Source organism: Rhizobium sp. SL42 (assembly GCF_021729845.1).
GTDB lineage: Bacteria > Pseudomonadota > Alphaproteobacteria > Rhizobiales > Rhizobiaceae > Allorhizobium.
The window spans coordinates 2,050,011-2,064,461 of the sequence record NZ_CP063397.1 but is presented as its reverse complement, the minus strand read 5'-3'; the positions used below and the strand labels follow the sequence as shown (position 1 = coordinate 2,064,461).

Sequence of the window (14,451 nt, the reverse complement as noted above, 5' to 3'; positions counted from 1 at the left end):
CAGCTGTCACCGTCACCACGATCGAGGTGAACGAAAACCGAAGGCTTCAAGCCTTCTTTTCCCAGCGACCTTCCGTCGTCTGCTGCCAATAGGTCAATGCGTGCCCTTCGCCCTTGAGGCGCTTCCACTGGCCGCGCGCCGCCTCCAGCTGCGGCTGATCATAACCGTCGAAGACAAACACGACACGATCATAATCGAGGACCGGCGGCGGCTCTGCGCCGTCGACCATGAAGCGTACAGTCGCGTTGTTGATATTGTCAGGAAGCACGGTCAGCAGGATCGGCTGGCTGTCCGGGGACTCTCCGTCATCGGTGCCATGCGGCAGGAAACTGTCTTCCCGGTAAACCCACAGATGCTGATCGAGTGCATCGCGCAGGTCCTCGTCGCTGGTCTGGACGGTGACCCTCCAGCCGCGCTCGATGCTCTTCTCCAGCAATGGCGGCAGCGCATCCTCCAGCTTGGATTCCGTCAGGTGGTAGAAAAGTATCTCAGCCAAATGCCCTGCCCCTTCCGATCTCAGGCTTCGTAGTTGGCGCGAACCAGCTCGTCGAGCAGGCGCACGCCGAAGCCGGAGCCCCAGGACTGATTGATCTCGTCCGATGGCGAGCCCATGGCCGTGCCGGCAATGTCGAGATGCGCCCACGGCGTATCCTTGACGAAGCGCTTGAGGAACTGGGCAGCGGTGATCGAACCTGCATGACGGCCGCCGGTGTTCTTCATGTCGGCGAATTTCGAATCGATCAGCTTGTCATAGTCCTTGCCAAGCGGCATGCGCCATAGCCGCTCCTTGGTGGTGAGACCGGCAGACAAAAGGTTTTCCGCCAGTTCGTCGTCATTGCAGAACAGACCGGCATGGAGATTGCCGAGCGCCACCAGGATAGCGCCGGTCAGCGTCGCGAGATTGATCATGAACTCCGGGGCGAAACGTTCGTTGCAATACCAGAGCGCATCGCAGAGAACGAGACGGCCTTCGGCATCGGTATTGATCACCTCAATCGTCTGGCCGGACATCGAGGTGACAATGTCGCCCGGACGCTGCGCATTGCCGTCGGGCATGTTTTCCACAAGGCCGATGATGCCGATGACATTGGCTTTCGCCTTGCGGGCGGCGAGCGTGTGCATGAGGCCCGTCACGGCGGCGGCGCCGCCCATGTCGCCCTTCATGTCTTCCATGCCGCCAGCAGGCTTGATCGAGATGCCGCCGGTATCGAAGACAACGCCCTTGCCAATAAAGGCGATCGGCTTGTCCTTGGCCTTGCCGCCATTCCATTTCATGATGACGAGACGCGGCGGACGTACGGAGCCCTGGGCCACGCCGAGCAGCGCGCCCATGCCGAGCTTCTTCATTTCCTTTTCGGTCAGGATCTCGATCTCGACGCCGAGGTTCTCCAGTTCCTTTGCCTTTGCTGCAAATTCCAGCGGGCCAAGAACATTTGCAGGCTCATTGACCAGGTTCCGGGCCAGGTTCACGCCCTCGGCAACCGCTTCGGCTTCGGCAAATGCCTTCTTTGCTGCACCGGCATCGGCCGTGACGATGGTGACCTTGATGGTCTTTTCATTCGCCTTGCCGTCATCGTCGTCAGACTTCTTGGTGGTCTTGTAGTTGTCGAACTTATAGGCGCGCAGCAGCATGCCAAGGGCGAAATCGGCGGCGGCCTTAGGCGACACGGCAAGACCCGGCACATCGAGATAGACCGTGACCTTTTCGGCACCCTTCATCGCCGCCGTTGCGACACCGCCGGCGCGAAGCCAGTCATGGCCGGTCAGCGCCTCGGCCTTGCCGAGACCGATCACCACCAACCGGTCGGCATCAGAACCGTGCGGCGCGACCATATCGAGTGTCGCCATGGACTTTCCGGCAAACTTCCCGACCTTGGCGGCGCGCGCATACACGCCGGCAGGATCCGCATCCGCGATACCTGCCGGCATCTCGGCTTCCGTAGTCTTGAGCAAGATTGCAACGCCGCCGCTGACGGCGTGAGACTTGTTGAAGACGATTGTGAGCTTTGCAGACATGGTGTTTCCCCTGGCCTGGATAGGGCTGTTAGACGTGTCGCGATCATCGCCTTTTCAGCCGCGAAGGCAAGGCCATGCCGGACCGTAAGTGGCTGTATCCCCGTCTGATCTTGCTTCGAGACCGGCGGATTTTGCAGGCACTGCGTCGTGGAAATCACGCTGTTAAAAAAAAACGGAACATGAAGGGGGAAAAAATCCTGTTCGCGGTCGCCAAATGGCCGCAAGCGTCGTAGAGACAAGCTCCTAAATCGCAGACGGGCCTCCCGGTTCGTCTTCAGGAAACCGCATGAAGCTTCTTGAACTCTATATCCTGCGACGTGTCGTGCAGATGTTCCTCACCGCCTTGCTGCCGGTGCTGGCGATCATTTGGACGACTCAGGTCCTGGCGCGCATCAATCTGGTGACAGACAGCGGTCAGTCGGTCGGATCGTTCATGACGCTTGCGACGTTGATCCTGCCGACGATCGTGTCCGCCGTGCTGCCGTTTGCCCTGGTGATCGGCATCACGCAGACGCTGACGGCCATGAACAATGATTCCGAACTTGCGGTTATCGATGCGGCAGGTGCCGCGCGGGGAACCATCCTGCGGCCGATCATCACCATGGCGGTCGTCCTCAGCGTCTTTTCCTTCGCGATGATCAATTTCGTCGAGCCGAAAATGCGGGTGAATGTGCGCGAAATGATCGCGGCCGCCTATGCCGACCTGTTGTCCACCGTGATTGAGGAGAAATCCTTCCGCCGACTGGATGAAGGGCTCTACATTCAGATCTCCGAGCGCCAGGGGCGCATCCTGAAGGGGCTTCTGGTCGCCGATTCCCGCGACCCGGCATCGGCATTCATCTACTATGCGCGCGAAGGCGCGGTGGAGGAAAACGGCCAGGCGCTTCTGATGCGCGACGGCGAAGTCCAGCGAAAGACCGTCGAAGGCAATGTCACGGTCATCCGCTTCGATTCCTATTCCTTCGACCTCTCCGAGCTCTCCAGCAACCGTGGACAGGCGCGTTTGAATTCTGGCGACAGAAATCTCGCATTCCTCCTCAATCCCGACCCGAATGATCCGCAGTACAAGGAGCGCCCCGGGAAATACCACGCCGAGCTTCATCGACGCATGAGCGTGTGGCTGTTTCCGCTTGCGTTTGCGTTGATCTCTCTCGTCATTTGCGGTGATGCGCGGTCACATCGCGAAGCACGATTGCACCCGATGGCTGCCTCGCTGCTTTTGACGCTCGGCCTCTTCTGGCTTTCCAACTACACCGTTTCGCTTGCGGAACAGGCAAGCGCGACCACGCCGCTTATCTACGTTGTTCCGCTGTCGGCGATTATCCTGTCGGGCTGGGCGCTCTACAGTGGCAAACGCCTGAGTTTGCCGAAACCGGTTGCAAACATGCTGACCCGCGTTCAGATGCGGCTTCGCAAGCTGACGCCGCAGGATGAAAGCTCGAGCACCGGGGGTGCCGCATGATCCGGACACTCGGCCGTTACTTCTTCCGCCGCTACATGATGACCGCCTTCTGGTTCTTTATCGGCGTCACGTCCCTGGTCTTTCTCATCGATTTTACCGAGTCGTCGGGACGTTTTGGCTCGCTGCCCGGCGCTTCGGTGACCGGCACGCTTCTGTTGACCGCCTTGCGACTGCCGCTGATCATCCAGCAGACGGTCCCGTTCATCGGTCTGTTCGTCGGCATGACCACCCTGATTGCACTGAACCGGAAGTCGGAACTTGTCGTCGCGCGCGCGGCAGGCATCTCTGCCTGGCAGTTCATGATGCCGTTCCTGTTCGGCGCATTCCTGATCGGTCTTGCCACCACGTTGCTGATCAATCCGCTCGCCGCCTATGGCCAGAGCAAGGCTCTGTCGCTCGAGGCGGAATGGCGCGAAGGCTCCAATCGCACCACAACTGTGTCCGTGCCCTGGCTGCGTCAGATCAGCGGCGATACCGACGTCGCCATGGGTGCCCGCACGGTTCTGGAGGGCGGAACGCAGCTCGTCGATGCGGTTCTCATCCACTTCGATTCCGAGGGGCGAATTGCGCTGCGGCAGGACGCACGCACAGCGAACTTGAAAGATGGTTACTGGCTTCTTAACGATGTCCTGGAGACCCGTCCCGGCGAGATACAGAAAAGGCTCGCAACAGCCCAGGTTGCTACAAACCTGCAAAAGGATTTCATCCAGGAGCGTTTGGCACAACCGGAAACTGTTGCTTTTTATGATCTTTTTCAGAAAATCCGAGTGGCTCGCTCATTCGGAGTCCCCACACAGGCACTGGAAACGCAGTTTCATTCCCTGCTCTCCATGCCCTTTCTTCTCGTTGCAATGACCCTGATCGCCGCAACCGTGTCCATAAAGTTCAGCCGGTTTAACCAATCCCGCTCCGTGATTCTGGGTGGAATCGTTTCAGGCTTCGTGCTTTATGTTGCAACAGTGCTCGTAAAAGCATTCGGAAGCAGCGGCGTGATGCCGCCATATGTTGCGACCTGGGTACCAGTTATCGTAGCGATGGCATTGGGAGCAACGATTCTGCTTCACAAGGAGGATGGTTAGTGGCGGTAAAAGACCGCGGGAATATCAGAAGGCTCACCGTAGCCCTGCTGACGAGCGTTGCTGTGTGTGCGTTTCCGCCTGCAGGGCAATTCGCTTTTGCACAGGACGCGAGCCAGACCTCCGCATTGACTTCCAATCTTCCCGAAGACGCCAAGCTCCTGCTTGCCGCCAACGAACTCATTTATGACAAGGATGCCGAGCGGGTTTCCGCCACCGGCGCCGTGCAGATCAATTATGCGGGCTACCAGATGGTTGCCCGCCGCGTGGACTATGACCAGAAGACCGGACGCGTCACCGCTTCCGGAAACATCGAACTGATCGAACCCACCGGCAACCGGATCTACGCCGAATCGCTCGACGTCACCGACAACTTCTCCGACGGCTTCATCAAGGCGTTGCGGATCGAGACGTCGGACAATACCCGCGTGGTCGGCGAAAGCGCCGAACGCGTCGGCGGCACGCAGATGATCCTGCACAAGGGCGTCTACACGGCCTGCCTGCCCTGCGCGGAGAACCCGGAACGCCCACCGCTTTGGCAGGTCAAGGCCGAACGCGTTGTCCAGGACGGCAAGAAGCATACCGTGCGGCTGGAAAAGGCCCGGTTTGAGCTGTTTGGCTATTCTCTGGCCACGCTGCCATTCATCGAAGTGCCGGACAATACCGTCAAGCGCAAGACCGGCTTCCTTTTCCCCGAAATGCGGACCTCCGAGAACCTCGGTTTCGGCATCGCGGTTCCCTACTACATCGCCATCGCGCCGGATCGCGACGCCACCATCACGACGACCGGTTACACCGAACAGGGCGCATTGCTCGAAGTAGAACTGCGCCAGCGGTTTGAAAAGGGCGAGGCCAATCTGCGGCTTGCCGGCATCGACCAGATGAACCCGGACCGCTTTACCAGCAATACAAGCGACGCAAACCGCGATGTGCGTGGTCTTGTGGCGTCAAAAGGGGCGTTCAGGATTAATCCCCGCTGGTCTTTCGGCTGGGACGTGATGCTGCAAAGTGACAACAACTTTGCCCGGACCTATTCTCTTGACGGTCTCAATCAGTCCACGCACACGAACACCGCATTCCTAACAGGCCGCGGCGAGCGCAACTTCTTTGACATGCGTGGCTATTATTTCGACGTGCAGGATGCCGACGTCAACGACACGGCTGAAAAGCAGCAGGCGGTCGTCCTGCCGACGATCGACTACAACTATTACTCGCCTGAGCCTGTCGCTGGCGGACAATTGTCCGGCACGTTGAATTTTACCTCGCTCTCGCGCTTCGATGGTGACGAAGCGCTGATCGATACGAATGGCGACGGCATTGGTGATTTCACGCGTTTTCGTGGCCTGAAGGGCAACTCCACCCGGCTTTCGGCCGAAGCGGAATGGGAGCGGACGTTCAGTGCGCCGGGCGGCCTGCAGCTGACGCCATTGCTTGCAGCGCGTGGCGACGCGTTCGGCCTGTCGATGGATGCGCCGGTTGGCTATACCGGCAACTACACCACCGACGATGCCGCGACACGCTACATGCTGACGGCGGGGCTTGAGGCTCGCTATCCGTGGCTGATCACGACCAATAACAGCAGTCATATCTTCGAGCCGATCGCGCAGATTTACGTGCGCAACGACGAGCAAATGGCTGGCGAACTGCCCAATGAAGACGCGCAGAGCTTCGTCTTTGATGCGGCCAACCTGTTCGAGCGTGACAAATTTACCGGCTATGACCGCGTCGAAGGCGGCTCCCGTGCCAACCTCGGCATCCGCTACACCGGCAGCTTCGACAACGGCGTGGGCCTGCGCGGCATCCTGGGCCAATCCTTCCATCTAGGCGGGGTAAACTCGTTTGCAACGGAAGACCTCGTCGCCGTCGGCTCGGATTCAGGCCTTGAAACCGATGCCTCCGACTACGTGGCCATGGCCGGCGTCGATCTTCCCTTCGGCGTGTCGCTCAGCACCAGCGTGCGTCTCGACGAAAAGACGCTGGAACTGCGCCGCACCGATGCAACTGCCGCTTACACATCGGATCGGCTGCAGACGAGCCTCACATTCACACAGCTCGACGCACAGCCGGAATACGGCTTCGATGAGGAAAACCAGGCGATCAGTTCGTCGGCTTCGGTCAAGATCAACGAGTTCTGGTCTGTCTATGGCTCGGTGAATTATGACATCGACGCCGACGTGTTCAATCGTCGCAGCATCGGCATTTCCTACGCCGACGAGTGCACCGTTCTGTCGATCGGCTATACCGACAAATACGATCCGGATGACTCGTCTGCCAGCGACTGGACGATCGGCGGTCGACTGGTATTCCGCACACTCGGCGAGATCAAACTCAGCGACAATTCGTTCGAGTAGGCGATCGTTTCTATGAGGTCATTGTTTTGCCGCATGGATTGTGCAATTCCTGCGGCAGTCTTTTGGTCAACATGAAGAAATTGAACCGGTCAGCGCTCTTGGCTGGTCGGGGAAAGGATTACAGATGGCTTCCGCGAAACAAGGGACAAGCTTCATGCTTGCCGCAGTGATCGCGCTGTCCCTCAGTGTCAGCCCCACATTTTTCGCCGCCCCGGCAGCGGCAGCGACTTCGGTTGTCGCCGTTGTCAACAAGACGGCAATCACCAGCGGCGATGTCGCGCGGCGGGCCGCATTCCTGCGTCTGCAGCGCAGAGGCGGCAACACGCAGAAGCTGGCCAAGGAGCAGCTTGTCGATGAAGCCCTGAAACGTCAGGAGATTTCACGCGTCGGCATGTCGGTCAGCACGAGCGACGTCGATGCGGCTTTCGAACGCTTTGCTGCTTCCAACAAGATGACCACCGCGCAGCTCAGTGGTGTGCTCGATCAGGCCGGCGTCGGCGCGGCACATTTCAAAGCATATATCGCGGTGTCGATGAGCTGGCCGCGGCTGGTCAACGCACGCTATGCGGCTGGCTCGAAGAACAAGCTCTCCAACCAGGAGCTGGTTACCCGTCTTCTGGAGAAGAAGCAGAAGCCTGTGACAACCGAGTATTTCCTGAAGCAGATCATCTTCGTGGTGCCTGCTTCGAAAAAAGGCATTGCCGGCAAGCGCAAGGCCGAAGCGGAAAAGTCACGCGCCTCCTTCCCAGGTTGCGACCAGGCCATGGTGTTTGCCAAGAACTATCTGGATGTGTCCGTCCGCGATCTCGGTCGCGTCCTTGAGCCTGAGCTTCCGCCGGATTGGAAGCCCCTGATCGAGAAGGCCAGCGGCGGCACTACCGGCACTCGGGTGACCGAGCGCGGGGTCGAATATCTAGCAATCTGCAACCAGCGCCAGGTTTCCGACGACGTGGCGGCGGAGGTTGTTTTCCGTGCCGAGGACCTCGGCAAGGAAAGCGAAGGGGAAAACCCCGATTCTGACAAGTATCTGGAAGAGCTGCGGTCCAAGGCCCAGATCGTCATCCAGTAAGAAGGGCCACGCCGACATATGACCGATGCCCTTCTTCCGCTCGCTCTGAGCCAAGGTGATCCTGCAGGCATCGGTCCGGATATAACGCTGCAAGCATGGCTGCGACGCGATGCGCTTGATCTGCCGCCTTTCATCTATATCGGCGACGCCGATGTGCTTCGCATACGGGCGCGGCAGCTGGATCTGGATGTGACCATTCAGGAAACTCACGTCGCCGAAGCCACCTCGGTATTCGGTTCGGCTCTGCCTGTCTTTCACATGCCTATCGGCACCGATGTTCTGGCCGGATCGCCGCATGTTGCCAACGCGAAAGGCACGATCGGCGCGATCGAGACCGCGGTACAGTTCTGCCTCGACGGCAAGGCACGTGGCGTGGTTACCAATCCGATTGCCAAATCCGTGCTCTACGAAGCAGGCTTCGGTTTTCCGGGTCATACGGAATTTCTTGCCGATCTGGCGGCCAGACATCTTGGCCATCCGGTCACGCCAGTGATGATGCTGGCCGGACCAAAGCTGCGAGCAGTGCCCGTTACCATACACATTCCGATCAAGGACGTGCCTCACGCGCTGACTCAGTCAGGAATCGTCGAGACTTGCCGCATTGTCGCGCATGACCTGAAACAGCGCTTCGGCATTTCCACGCCACGGCTCGCGGTGGCTGGTCTGAACCCGCACGCGGGTGAAGGCGGTGCCATCGGACACGAGGACGACGACATCATTCATCCGGCAATACGGACATTGCGCGACGAGGGTATCGATGCCTTCGGCCCCCTGCCCGCCGACACGATGTTTCATGACGAGGCCCGCCAGCGCTATGACGTCGCGGTCTGCATGTACCACGATCAGGCGCTGATCCCGGCAAAGGCACTCGGTTTCGACGACAGCGTCAATGTAACGCTTGGCCTGCCCTTTGTCCGCACATCACCGGATCACGGCACCGCCTTCGGCCTCGCCGGCACTGGCCTTGCCCGCGAGCACAGTCTCGTTGCGGCGATCCGGATGGCTGACCAGATCAGCCGTCTGCCGAAAGCGCAATCCTGATGGCTGCACTCGATGGATTGCCGCCGCTTCGCGATGTCATTGCCCGGCACGGCCTGGATGCGCGCAAGGCACTTGGCCAGAATTTTCTGCTCGACCTCAATCTTACGCAGAAAGTAGCGCGAACTGCCGGATCGCTGGAAGGCGTCACCGTCTTCGAAGTCGGCCCGGGGCCCGGTGGGCTGACGCGCGCCATCCTTGCCCTTGGTGCCAAGAAGGTAGTCGCCGTCGAGCGCGATCCGCGTTGTCTGCCGGCGCTGGCCGAAGTGGCTGATCACTATCCCGGCCGTCTTGAGGTGATCGAAGGCGACGCGGTAAAGACCGACTTCGAGTCGATGGCGGCGGACGGCCCGGTAAAGATCATTGCAAACCTGCCGTATAACGTCGGCACGCAACTGCTGGTCAACTGGCTGCTGCCACGGCAATGGCCGCCATTCTGGCAGTCGCTGACGCTGATGTTCCAAAAAGAAGTCGGGCAGCGGATCGTCGCGAAAGAGGACGACAATCACTACGGTCGACTTGGGGTGCTCTGCGGTTGGCGGGCCGAATCGCACATGGCCTTCGACGTTCCGCCACAGGCGTTCACGCCACCACCCAAGGTCACCTCGACGGTGGTCCACCTGACGCCACGTCTCAATCCGTTGCCGTGCGACCCCGACAAACTCGAGAAAGTCACCATGGCGGCATTCGGTCAGCGACGTAAGATGCTGCGGCAGAGCCTGAAGCCGGTGGGCGGTGAGGCGCTGCTCACCAAAGCGGACATCGATCCGCAACGCCGTGCTGAAACGCTGAGCGTCGAGGAATTCTGCCGGCTCGCCAATCTGCTGTGAGCCGCTGTCTTGCGCGGGAATAAATCCGTGTAAACAGGACCGCCTCGACAGGAGAGGTACCCGATCCTTTCCGGATTTACGGCACGGCGGCATTTCAGCGTGATGCCCCGAACTTTCGCCACCTTCCGGCGTTCGAGATCAGCATGAAAACGACGCGGATAAGCGAGATCGCGGATCCCAAAGCGTGGAATATTCCCCGATACTCTGGTTCACGGAGGGTCTGGATATCGCCTCCGGCTTGGTACCGGCAAGGATCTTGATGTCCGCGCCGGCTTGAACCCAAACAATCTGTAACTCGGACTTTGAGGAAAACGACGTGGTGCAATCTCGCCCAAATATCCTGATCCTGATGGTGGACCAGTTCAACGGTACGCTCTTTCCCGACGGGCCAGCCGAATTTCTCCACGCACCACATCTGAAAGCGCTGGCTAAGCGTTCCGTGCGTTTCGCCAACAGCTACACGGCAAGCCCCCTCTGTGCCCCTGCCCGCGCCTCCTTCATGTCCGGTCAGTTGCCGAGCCGCACGCGGGTTTACGACAATGCGGCGGAATTCGCCTCAGACATCCCGACGTTCGCACATCATCTGCGGGCTGCGGGTTACCAGACGAGCCTGTCCGGCAAGATGCATTTCGTCGGGCCGGACCAGTTGCATGGCTTCGAGGAACGGTTGACCACAGACATCTATCCGGCCGACTTCGGCTGGACACCGGATTATACCAAGCCCGGCGAACGTATCGACTGGTGGTATCACAATCTCGGCTCAGTGACCGGCGCAGGCGTCGCGGAAATCACCAACCAGATGGAGTATGACGACGAGGTTGCCTATCATGCCACGCGCCGGCTCTACGATCTCTCTCGCGGGCAGGACGATCGCCCCTGGTGCTTGACCGTAAGCTTCACCCATCCGCACGACCCCTATGTCGCGCGTCGCAAATATTGGGACCTTTACGACGATTGCCCGGAACTGGCGCCGACGGTCGGTCCTATTGCCTATGAGGATCAGGATCCTCATTCCAGGCGCCTGATGGATGCATGCGATCATACCGCCTTTGCCATCACCGATGAGAACGTTCGACGCGCCCGCCAGGGCTATTTCGCCAATGTTTCCTATGTCGACGACAAGATCGGCGAGATACTCGACGTGCTCGAACGCACCCGCATGGCCGACAACACGGTGATACTGTTCGTCTCGGACCATGGCGACATGCTCGGCGAACGCGGGTTGTGGTTCAAGATGAACTTCTTCGAAGGCTCGGCCCGCGTACCGCTGATGATGTGCGTTCCGGGTCTGGAGCCACGTCTGGTGACGCAACCCGTTTCGACCCTCGACGTGACGCCGACGGTTGCCGGACTTGCCGGCATCGATATCTCGACGCTTGCGCCGTGGACCGACGGCGAAGACCTGATGCCGCTGGCCACCGCCACGGGCGGGCGTGGTCCGGTGCCAATGGAATATGCCGCCGAGGGCTCCATCGCCCCACTCGTCGGAATCCGGGATGGAAAATTCAAGCTGACGCTCTGCGACGTCGATCCGCCGATCCTGGTCGATCTGGAAGCCGATCCACAGGAATTGGTCAATCTGGCCGATGATCCGGCTCATGCCGAGGTCTTCACGCAATTGAAGGCAAAGGCGTTGGCTCGTGGCGACCTTTCACGCTTCGACGCGGCAGTCCGGGAAAGCCAGGCGCGGCGCCATATCGTCTATGCCGCCCTTCGCAACGGTGCCTACTTCCCATGGGACTACCAGCCCCTGCAAAAGGCATCCGAGCGCTACATGCGCAACCACATGGATCTGAACATACTGGAAGAGAGCCAGCGCTTCCCGCGCGGCGAATAGTCGAAAAAGGGCCGGCACCGGATGTCATCCGCGTGCCGGCAGAAACCCAGCAGCAAATCCTGTTGTCAGGCGATCAGGCCTTCGACAAAATCAAACAGGCCGTGGCGGCGGTCGCGGCGGAGGCGTTCGGCCTTGACGATCGACTGCACGGCATCGAAAGCAGACTGCAGATCGTCATTGACGATCACATAGTCGTATTCGCGCCAATGGGCGATTTCTGCCCGGGAATTTGCCAGACGCGTCTGGATGACCTCTTCGGTGTCTTCTGCGCGGCGATGCAGGCGTGACTGGAGCTCGGCCATGGTCGGCGGCAGGATGAAGATCGACACGACATCGGCCGACATCTTTTCCTGCAATTGCTGCGCACCCTGCCAGTCGATGTCGAAAAGCATGTCGCGGCCCTCGCCCATCGCCGTTTCCACGGCCTCGCGCGGGGTGCCGTAGAAATTTCCATGGACCTGCGCCCATTCGAGCAGCGAGTCGGAATCGCGCAAGCGCTCGAATTCCCGCTGGGAAACGAACTGGTAGTGCACGCCCTCGATTTCACTCTGGCGACGCTGGCGTGTGGTGACACTGACCGACAGGCCGATCTGCTTGTCCTTGTCCATCAGCGTGCGGGCAATTGTGGATTTCCCGGCACCGGACGGCGAAGAGATGACCAGCATCAGGCCACGCCTGGCGATCTTGACGTGTGCGGGCGCAATGTCGGCCATAAACTACTCCAGATTTTGAACCTGTTCCCGGAACTGGTCGATGACGACCTTGAGTTCTATGCCGGCGGAGGTCACCGCAACGGCATTTGATTTGGAACAGATCGTATTTGATTCTCGGTTAAATTCTTGTGCCAGGAAATCGAGTTTGCGGCCAATCGGACCGCCTGCGGCCAACAATTCGCGCGCGGCAATCACATGCGCCTTCAACCGGTCGATCTCTTCGCGCAAATCCGCCTTGGTTGCAATCAGGGCAATCTCGGAATGCAAACGGTCGCGATCAAGGCCCGATGTGTTGTCGAGAATGGCGGCCAACTGGTTCTCCAGCCGGCGACCAATCTCATCCGGTTGCCGGGAGGGGTCGGCCTCGATCTGAACCGCAAGCTCTTCGATCCGGGTGATGTGGTCTTCCAGCACGCGGCGCAAGGCGTCACCTTCACTGGCGCGCATGTCGACGAGAGCCGCGACGGCACGCTCAAGCCCGGCGACAATGTCGCCGTCGCGCGCGGTGATCGCTGCCTCGTCATCTGTCGCCTCGCGCAAATCGACAAGACCGCGGATCGATAGAAGCGTGTCCAGGCGAAGCGGTGCGGGATCGATCAGTCCGGGGCCGAGTTCGTCGCGCAGCCGCAGCACCGCGTCGAGGGCATCGCGATTGAGCACGGCTTCGACCCGATTCTCGCTGACGGTCAGCGACAGACCGACCTGCAAATTGCCGCGCGTCAGACGCTCGGTGACCAGGCGACGGACCTCTGTCTCCAGATGCTCCAGCCCCTGGGGCAATCGCGCACGGATATCGAGGCCCTTGCCATTGACCGAGCGAAACTCCCAGGCCCAGCGGTAGCGCCCGGTCGTTCCTTCATTGCGGGCAAAACCCGTCATCGATTGCAGCATCATTGGCCGTGCCCCCTTGCCCGGTCGTCAGTTCTTCTTGGCCTGCGGATCCACTTCCGGCGCAACATCCAGCGTTGCAGGCGGATTGGCGGCACGCTCCGCTTCGAGCTTGCGCCAACGACGAACATTGGCATTGTGCTCTTCGAGCGTGGCGGCAAACACGTGTCCCCCCGTGCCGTCCGCAACGAAGTAGAGGTCCTTGGTCTTCCACGGATGCGCAACAGCTTCAAGGGCGGCGCGGCCCGGATTGGCGATCGGCGCCGGTGGCAAGCCCTTGATCACATAGGTGTTGTAGGGCGTTTCCTTCTTGATATCCGATTGGAAGATAGGCCGATCGGCCGGCTTTCCGTCACCACCAAACAGACCATAGATGATCGTCGGGTCCGACTGCAGGCGCATGCCCTTGGCCAGGCGGTTGATGAAGACCGAGGCCACATGAGCGCGTTCGTCATCCTTGCCGGTTTCTTTCTCGACGATCGAGGCGAGCGTGATGAACTCTTCCTTGGTCTTGACCGGAAGATCGGGATCGCGCCGTTCCCAGATCTGATCGATCAACTTCTCCTGCGCGGCTGCCATTTGGCTGACGATCTCGGCACGATTGGTACCGCGCGAAAATTTGTAGGTATCCGGCCGCAGGCTGCCTTCGGCTGGCAGTTCGGTCGGCAGGTCGCCTTCAAGGACATTGTCTTCGGCCAGACGCTGGAACATCTGCTTGACGGTCAGGCCTTCCGGAAGGGAAACAGAATAAAGGATCGACTTGCCCGACTGCAGCAGTTCAGTCACTTCCTTCATCGACGCGCCCGCCTTGACCTCGTATTCGCCGGCCTTGAGCGTGTCGCCCTCTTCCAGGTAGGTCGCGGTCACGTACCGATAGATGCGGGCATCCGAAACGATGTTGTTGCGTTCGAGATTGTTGGCGATCTCAGCCAGTCCTGCGCCGCTGCGCACGACAAAGTTGGTGTTGGTCGCTAGAGGACCGGGCTTCTGGTAGCTGTCCATGACATAGAAGAAGCCGGCAACAGCAACCACGCCGACGAAAACGATCATCGTCATGACAAAATTGAGGAAAATCACCAGCTGACTGCGGGCCTTGCGCGAACGGCGCGGCGGCTGCGGCACGCGTTCCGGGCGCAATGCCTCGTTTGGCGACTTGGGAATGATAGGTCCC

The 14,451-nt window shown here is 59.9% G+C and carries 12 protein-coding genes; 7 read left to right on the top strand and 5 right to left on the bottom strand.

Annotation, left to right across the window (positions count from 1 at the left end; all coding sequences use genetic code 11):
- Nucleotides 1-46: 46 nt before the first annotated feature.
- Together IM739_RS09705 and IM739_RS09700 are read right to left on the bottom strand one after the other, a co-directional pair.
- A complete protein-coding gene (locus IM739_RS09705; protein ID WP_237367618.1) occupies nucleotides 47-496 on the bottom strand; it encodes a DNA polymerase III subunit chi in 450 nt (149 codons plus the stop codon).
- Nucleotides 497-516: 20 nt separating this feature from the next.
- On the bottom strand, nucleotides 517-2,016 hold the full coding sequence (locus IM739_RS09700; protein ID WP_237367617.1) for a leucyl aminopeptidase: 1,500 nt from the start codon (nucleotides 2,014-2,016) through the stop codon (nucleotides 517-519).
- A gap of 286 nt (nucleotides 2,017-2,302) precedes the next feature.
- On the opposite strand from IM739_RS09700, the gene IM739_RS09695 reads away from it, so the two are divergent.
- The 7 genes from IM739_RS09695 to betC all read left to right on the top strand — a co-directional run bounded on the left by IM739_RS09695 (nucleotide 2,303) and on the right by betC (nucleotide 11,679).
- Nucleotides 2,303-3,478 (top strand): LptF/LptG family permease, encoded by a 1,176-nt coding sequence (locus IM739_RS09695; RefSeq protein WP_237367616.1) that lies wholly within the window; start codon nucleotides 2,303-2,305, stop codon nucleotides 3,476-3,478.
- Complete coding sequence (gene lptG, locus IM739_RS09690; RefSeq protein ID WP_237367615.1) at nucleotides 3,475-4,557, top strand: LPS export ABC transporter permease LptG; 1,083 nt, start codon at nucleotides 3,475-3,477, stop codon at nucleotides 4,555-4,557. The genes IM739_RS09695 and lptG overlap by 4 nt, the downstream gene beginning before the upstream one ends.
- The gene (locus IM739_RS09685; protein ID WP_237367614.1) at nucleotides 4,557-6,905 is read left to right on the top strand and encodes an LPS-assembly protein LptD; all 2,349 of its coding nucleotides are present in this window, start codon (nucleotides 4,557-4,559) and stop codon (nucleotides 6,903-6,905) included. The genes lptG and IM739_RS09685 overlap by 1 nt, the downstream gene beginning before the upstream one ends.
- Nucleotides 6,906-7,029: 124 nt before the next feature.
- The gene (locus tag IM739_RS09680) at nucleotides 7,030-7,974 is read left to right on the top strand and encodes a SurA N-terminal domain-containing protein (protein ID WP_237367613.1); all 945 of its coding nucleotides are present in this window, start codon (nucleotides 7,030-7,032) and stop codon (nucleotides 7,972-7,974) included.
- 18 nt (nucleotides 7,975-7,992) lie between these two features.
- Nucleotides 7,993-9,015, top strand: a complete 1,023-nt coding sequence (gene pdxA / locus IM739_RS09675; RefSeq protein ID WP_237367612.1) for a 4-hydroxythreonine-4-phosphate dehydrogenase PdxA — start codon at nucleotides 7,993-7,995, stop codon at nucleotides 9,013-9,015.
- Nucleotides 9,015-9,842, top strand: coding sequence for a 16S rRNA (adenine(1518)-N(6)/adenine(1519)-N(6))-dimethyltransferase RsmA (gene rsmA / locus IM739_RS09670; RefSeq protein ID WP_237367611.1), 828 nt, complete (start codon nucleotides 9,015-9,017; stop codon nucleotides 9,840-9,842). The genes pdxA and rsmA overlap by 1 nt, the downstream gene beginning before the upstream one ends.
- Nucleotides 9,843-10,158: 316 nt before the next feature.
- Nucleotides 10,159-11,679 (top strand): choline-sulfatase, encoded by a 1,521-nt coding sequence (gene betC, locus IM739_RS09665; protein ID WP_272911303.1) that lies wholly within the window; start codon nucleotides 10,159-10,161, stop codon nucleotides 11,677-11,679.
- Between the two features lie 65 nt (nucleotides 11,680-11,744).
- Here the strand turns inward: betC and gmk are convergent, their stop codons facing one another.
- The 3 genes from gmk to mltG are packed head-to-tail and all read right to left on the bottom strand — an operon-like array spanning nucleotide 11,745 to nucleotide 14,444.
- Complete coding sequence (gene gmk / locus IM739_RS09660) at nucleotides 11,745-12,392, bottom strand: guanylate kinase (protein ID WP_237367610.1); 648 nt, start codon at nucleotides 12,390-12,392, stop codon at nucleotides 11,745-11,747.
- A 3-nt stretch (nucleotides 12,393-12,395) separates the two neighbouring features.
- Nucleotides 12,396-13,286 carry a YicC/YloC family endoribonuclease gene (locus tag IM739_RS09655; protein ID WP_237367609.1) on the bottom strand — a complete coding sequence of 297 codons (891 nt, stop codon included), beginning with the start codon at nucleotides 13,284-13,286 and terminating at the stop codon, nucleotides 12,396-12,398.
- A gap of 24 nt (nucleotides 13,287-13,310) precedes the next feature.
- Nucleotides 13,311-14,444 (bottom strand): endolytic transglycosylase MltG, encoded by a 1,134-nt coding sequence (gene mltG, locus IM739_RS09650; RefSeq protein ID WP_442981129.1) that lies wholly within the window; start codon nucleotides 14,442-14,444, stop codon nucleotides 13,311-13,313.
- Nucleotides 14,445-14,451: the final 7 nt, after the last annotated feature.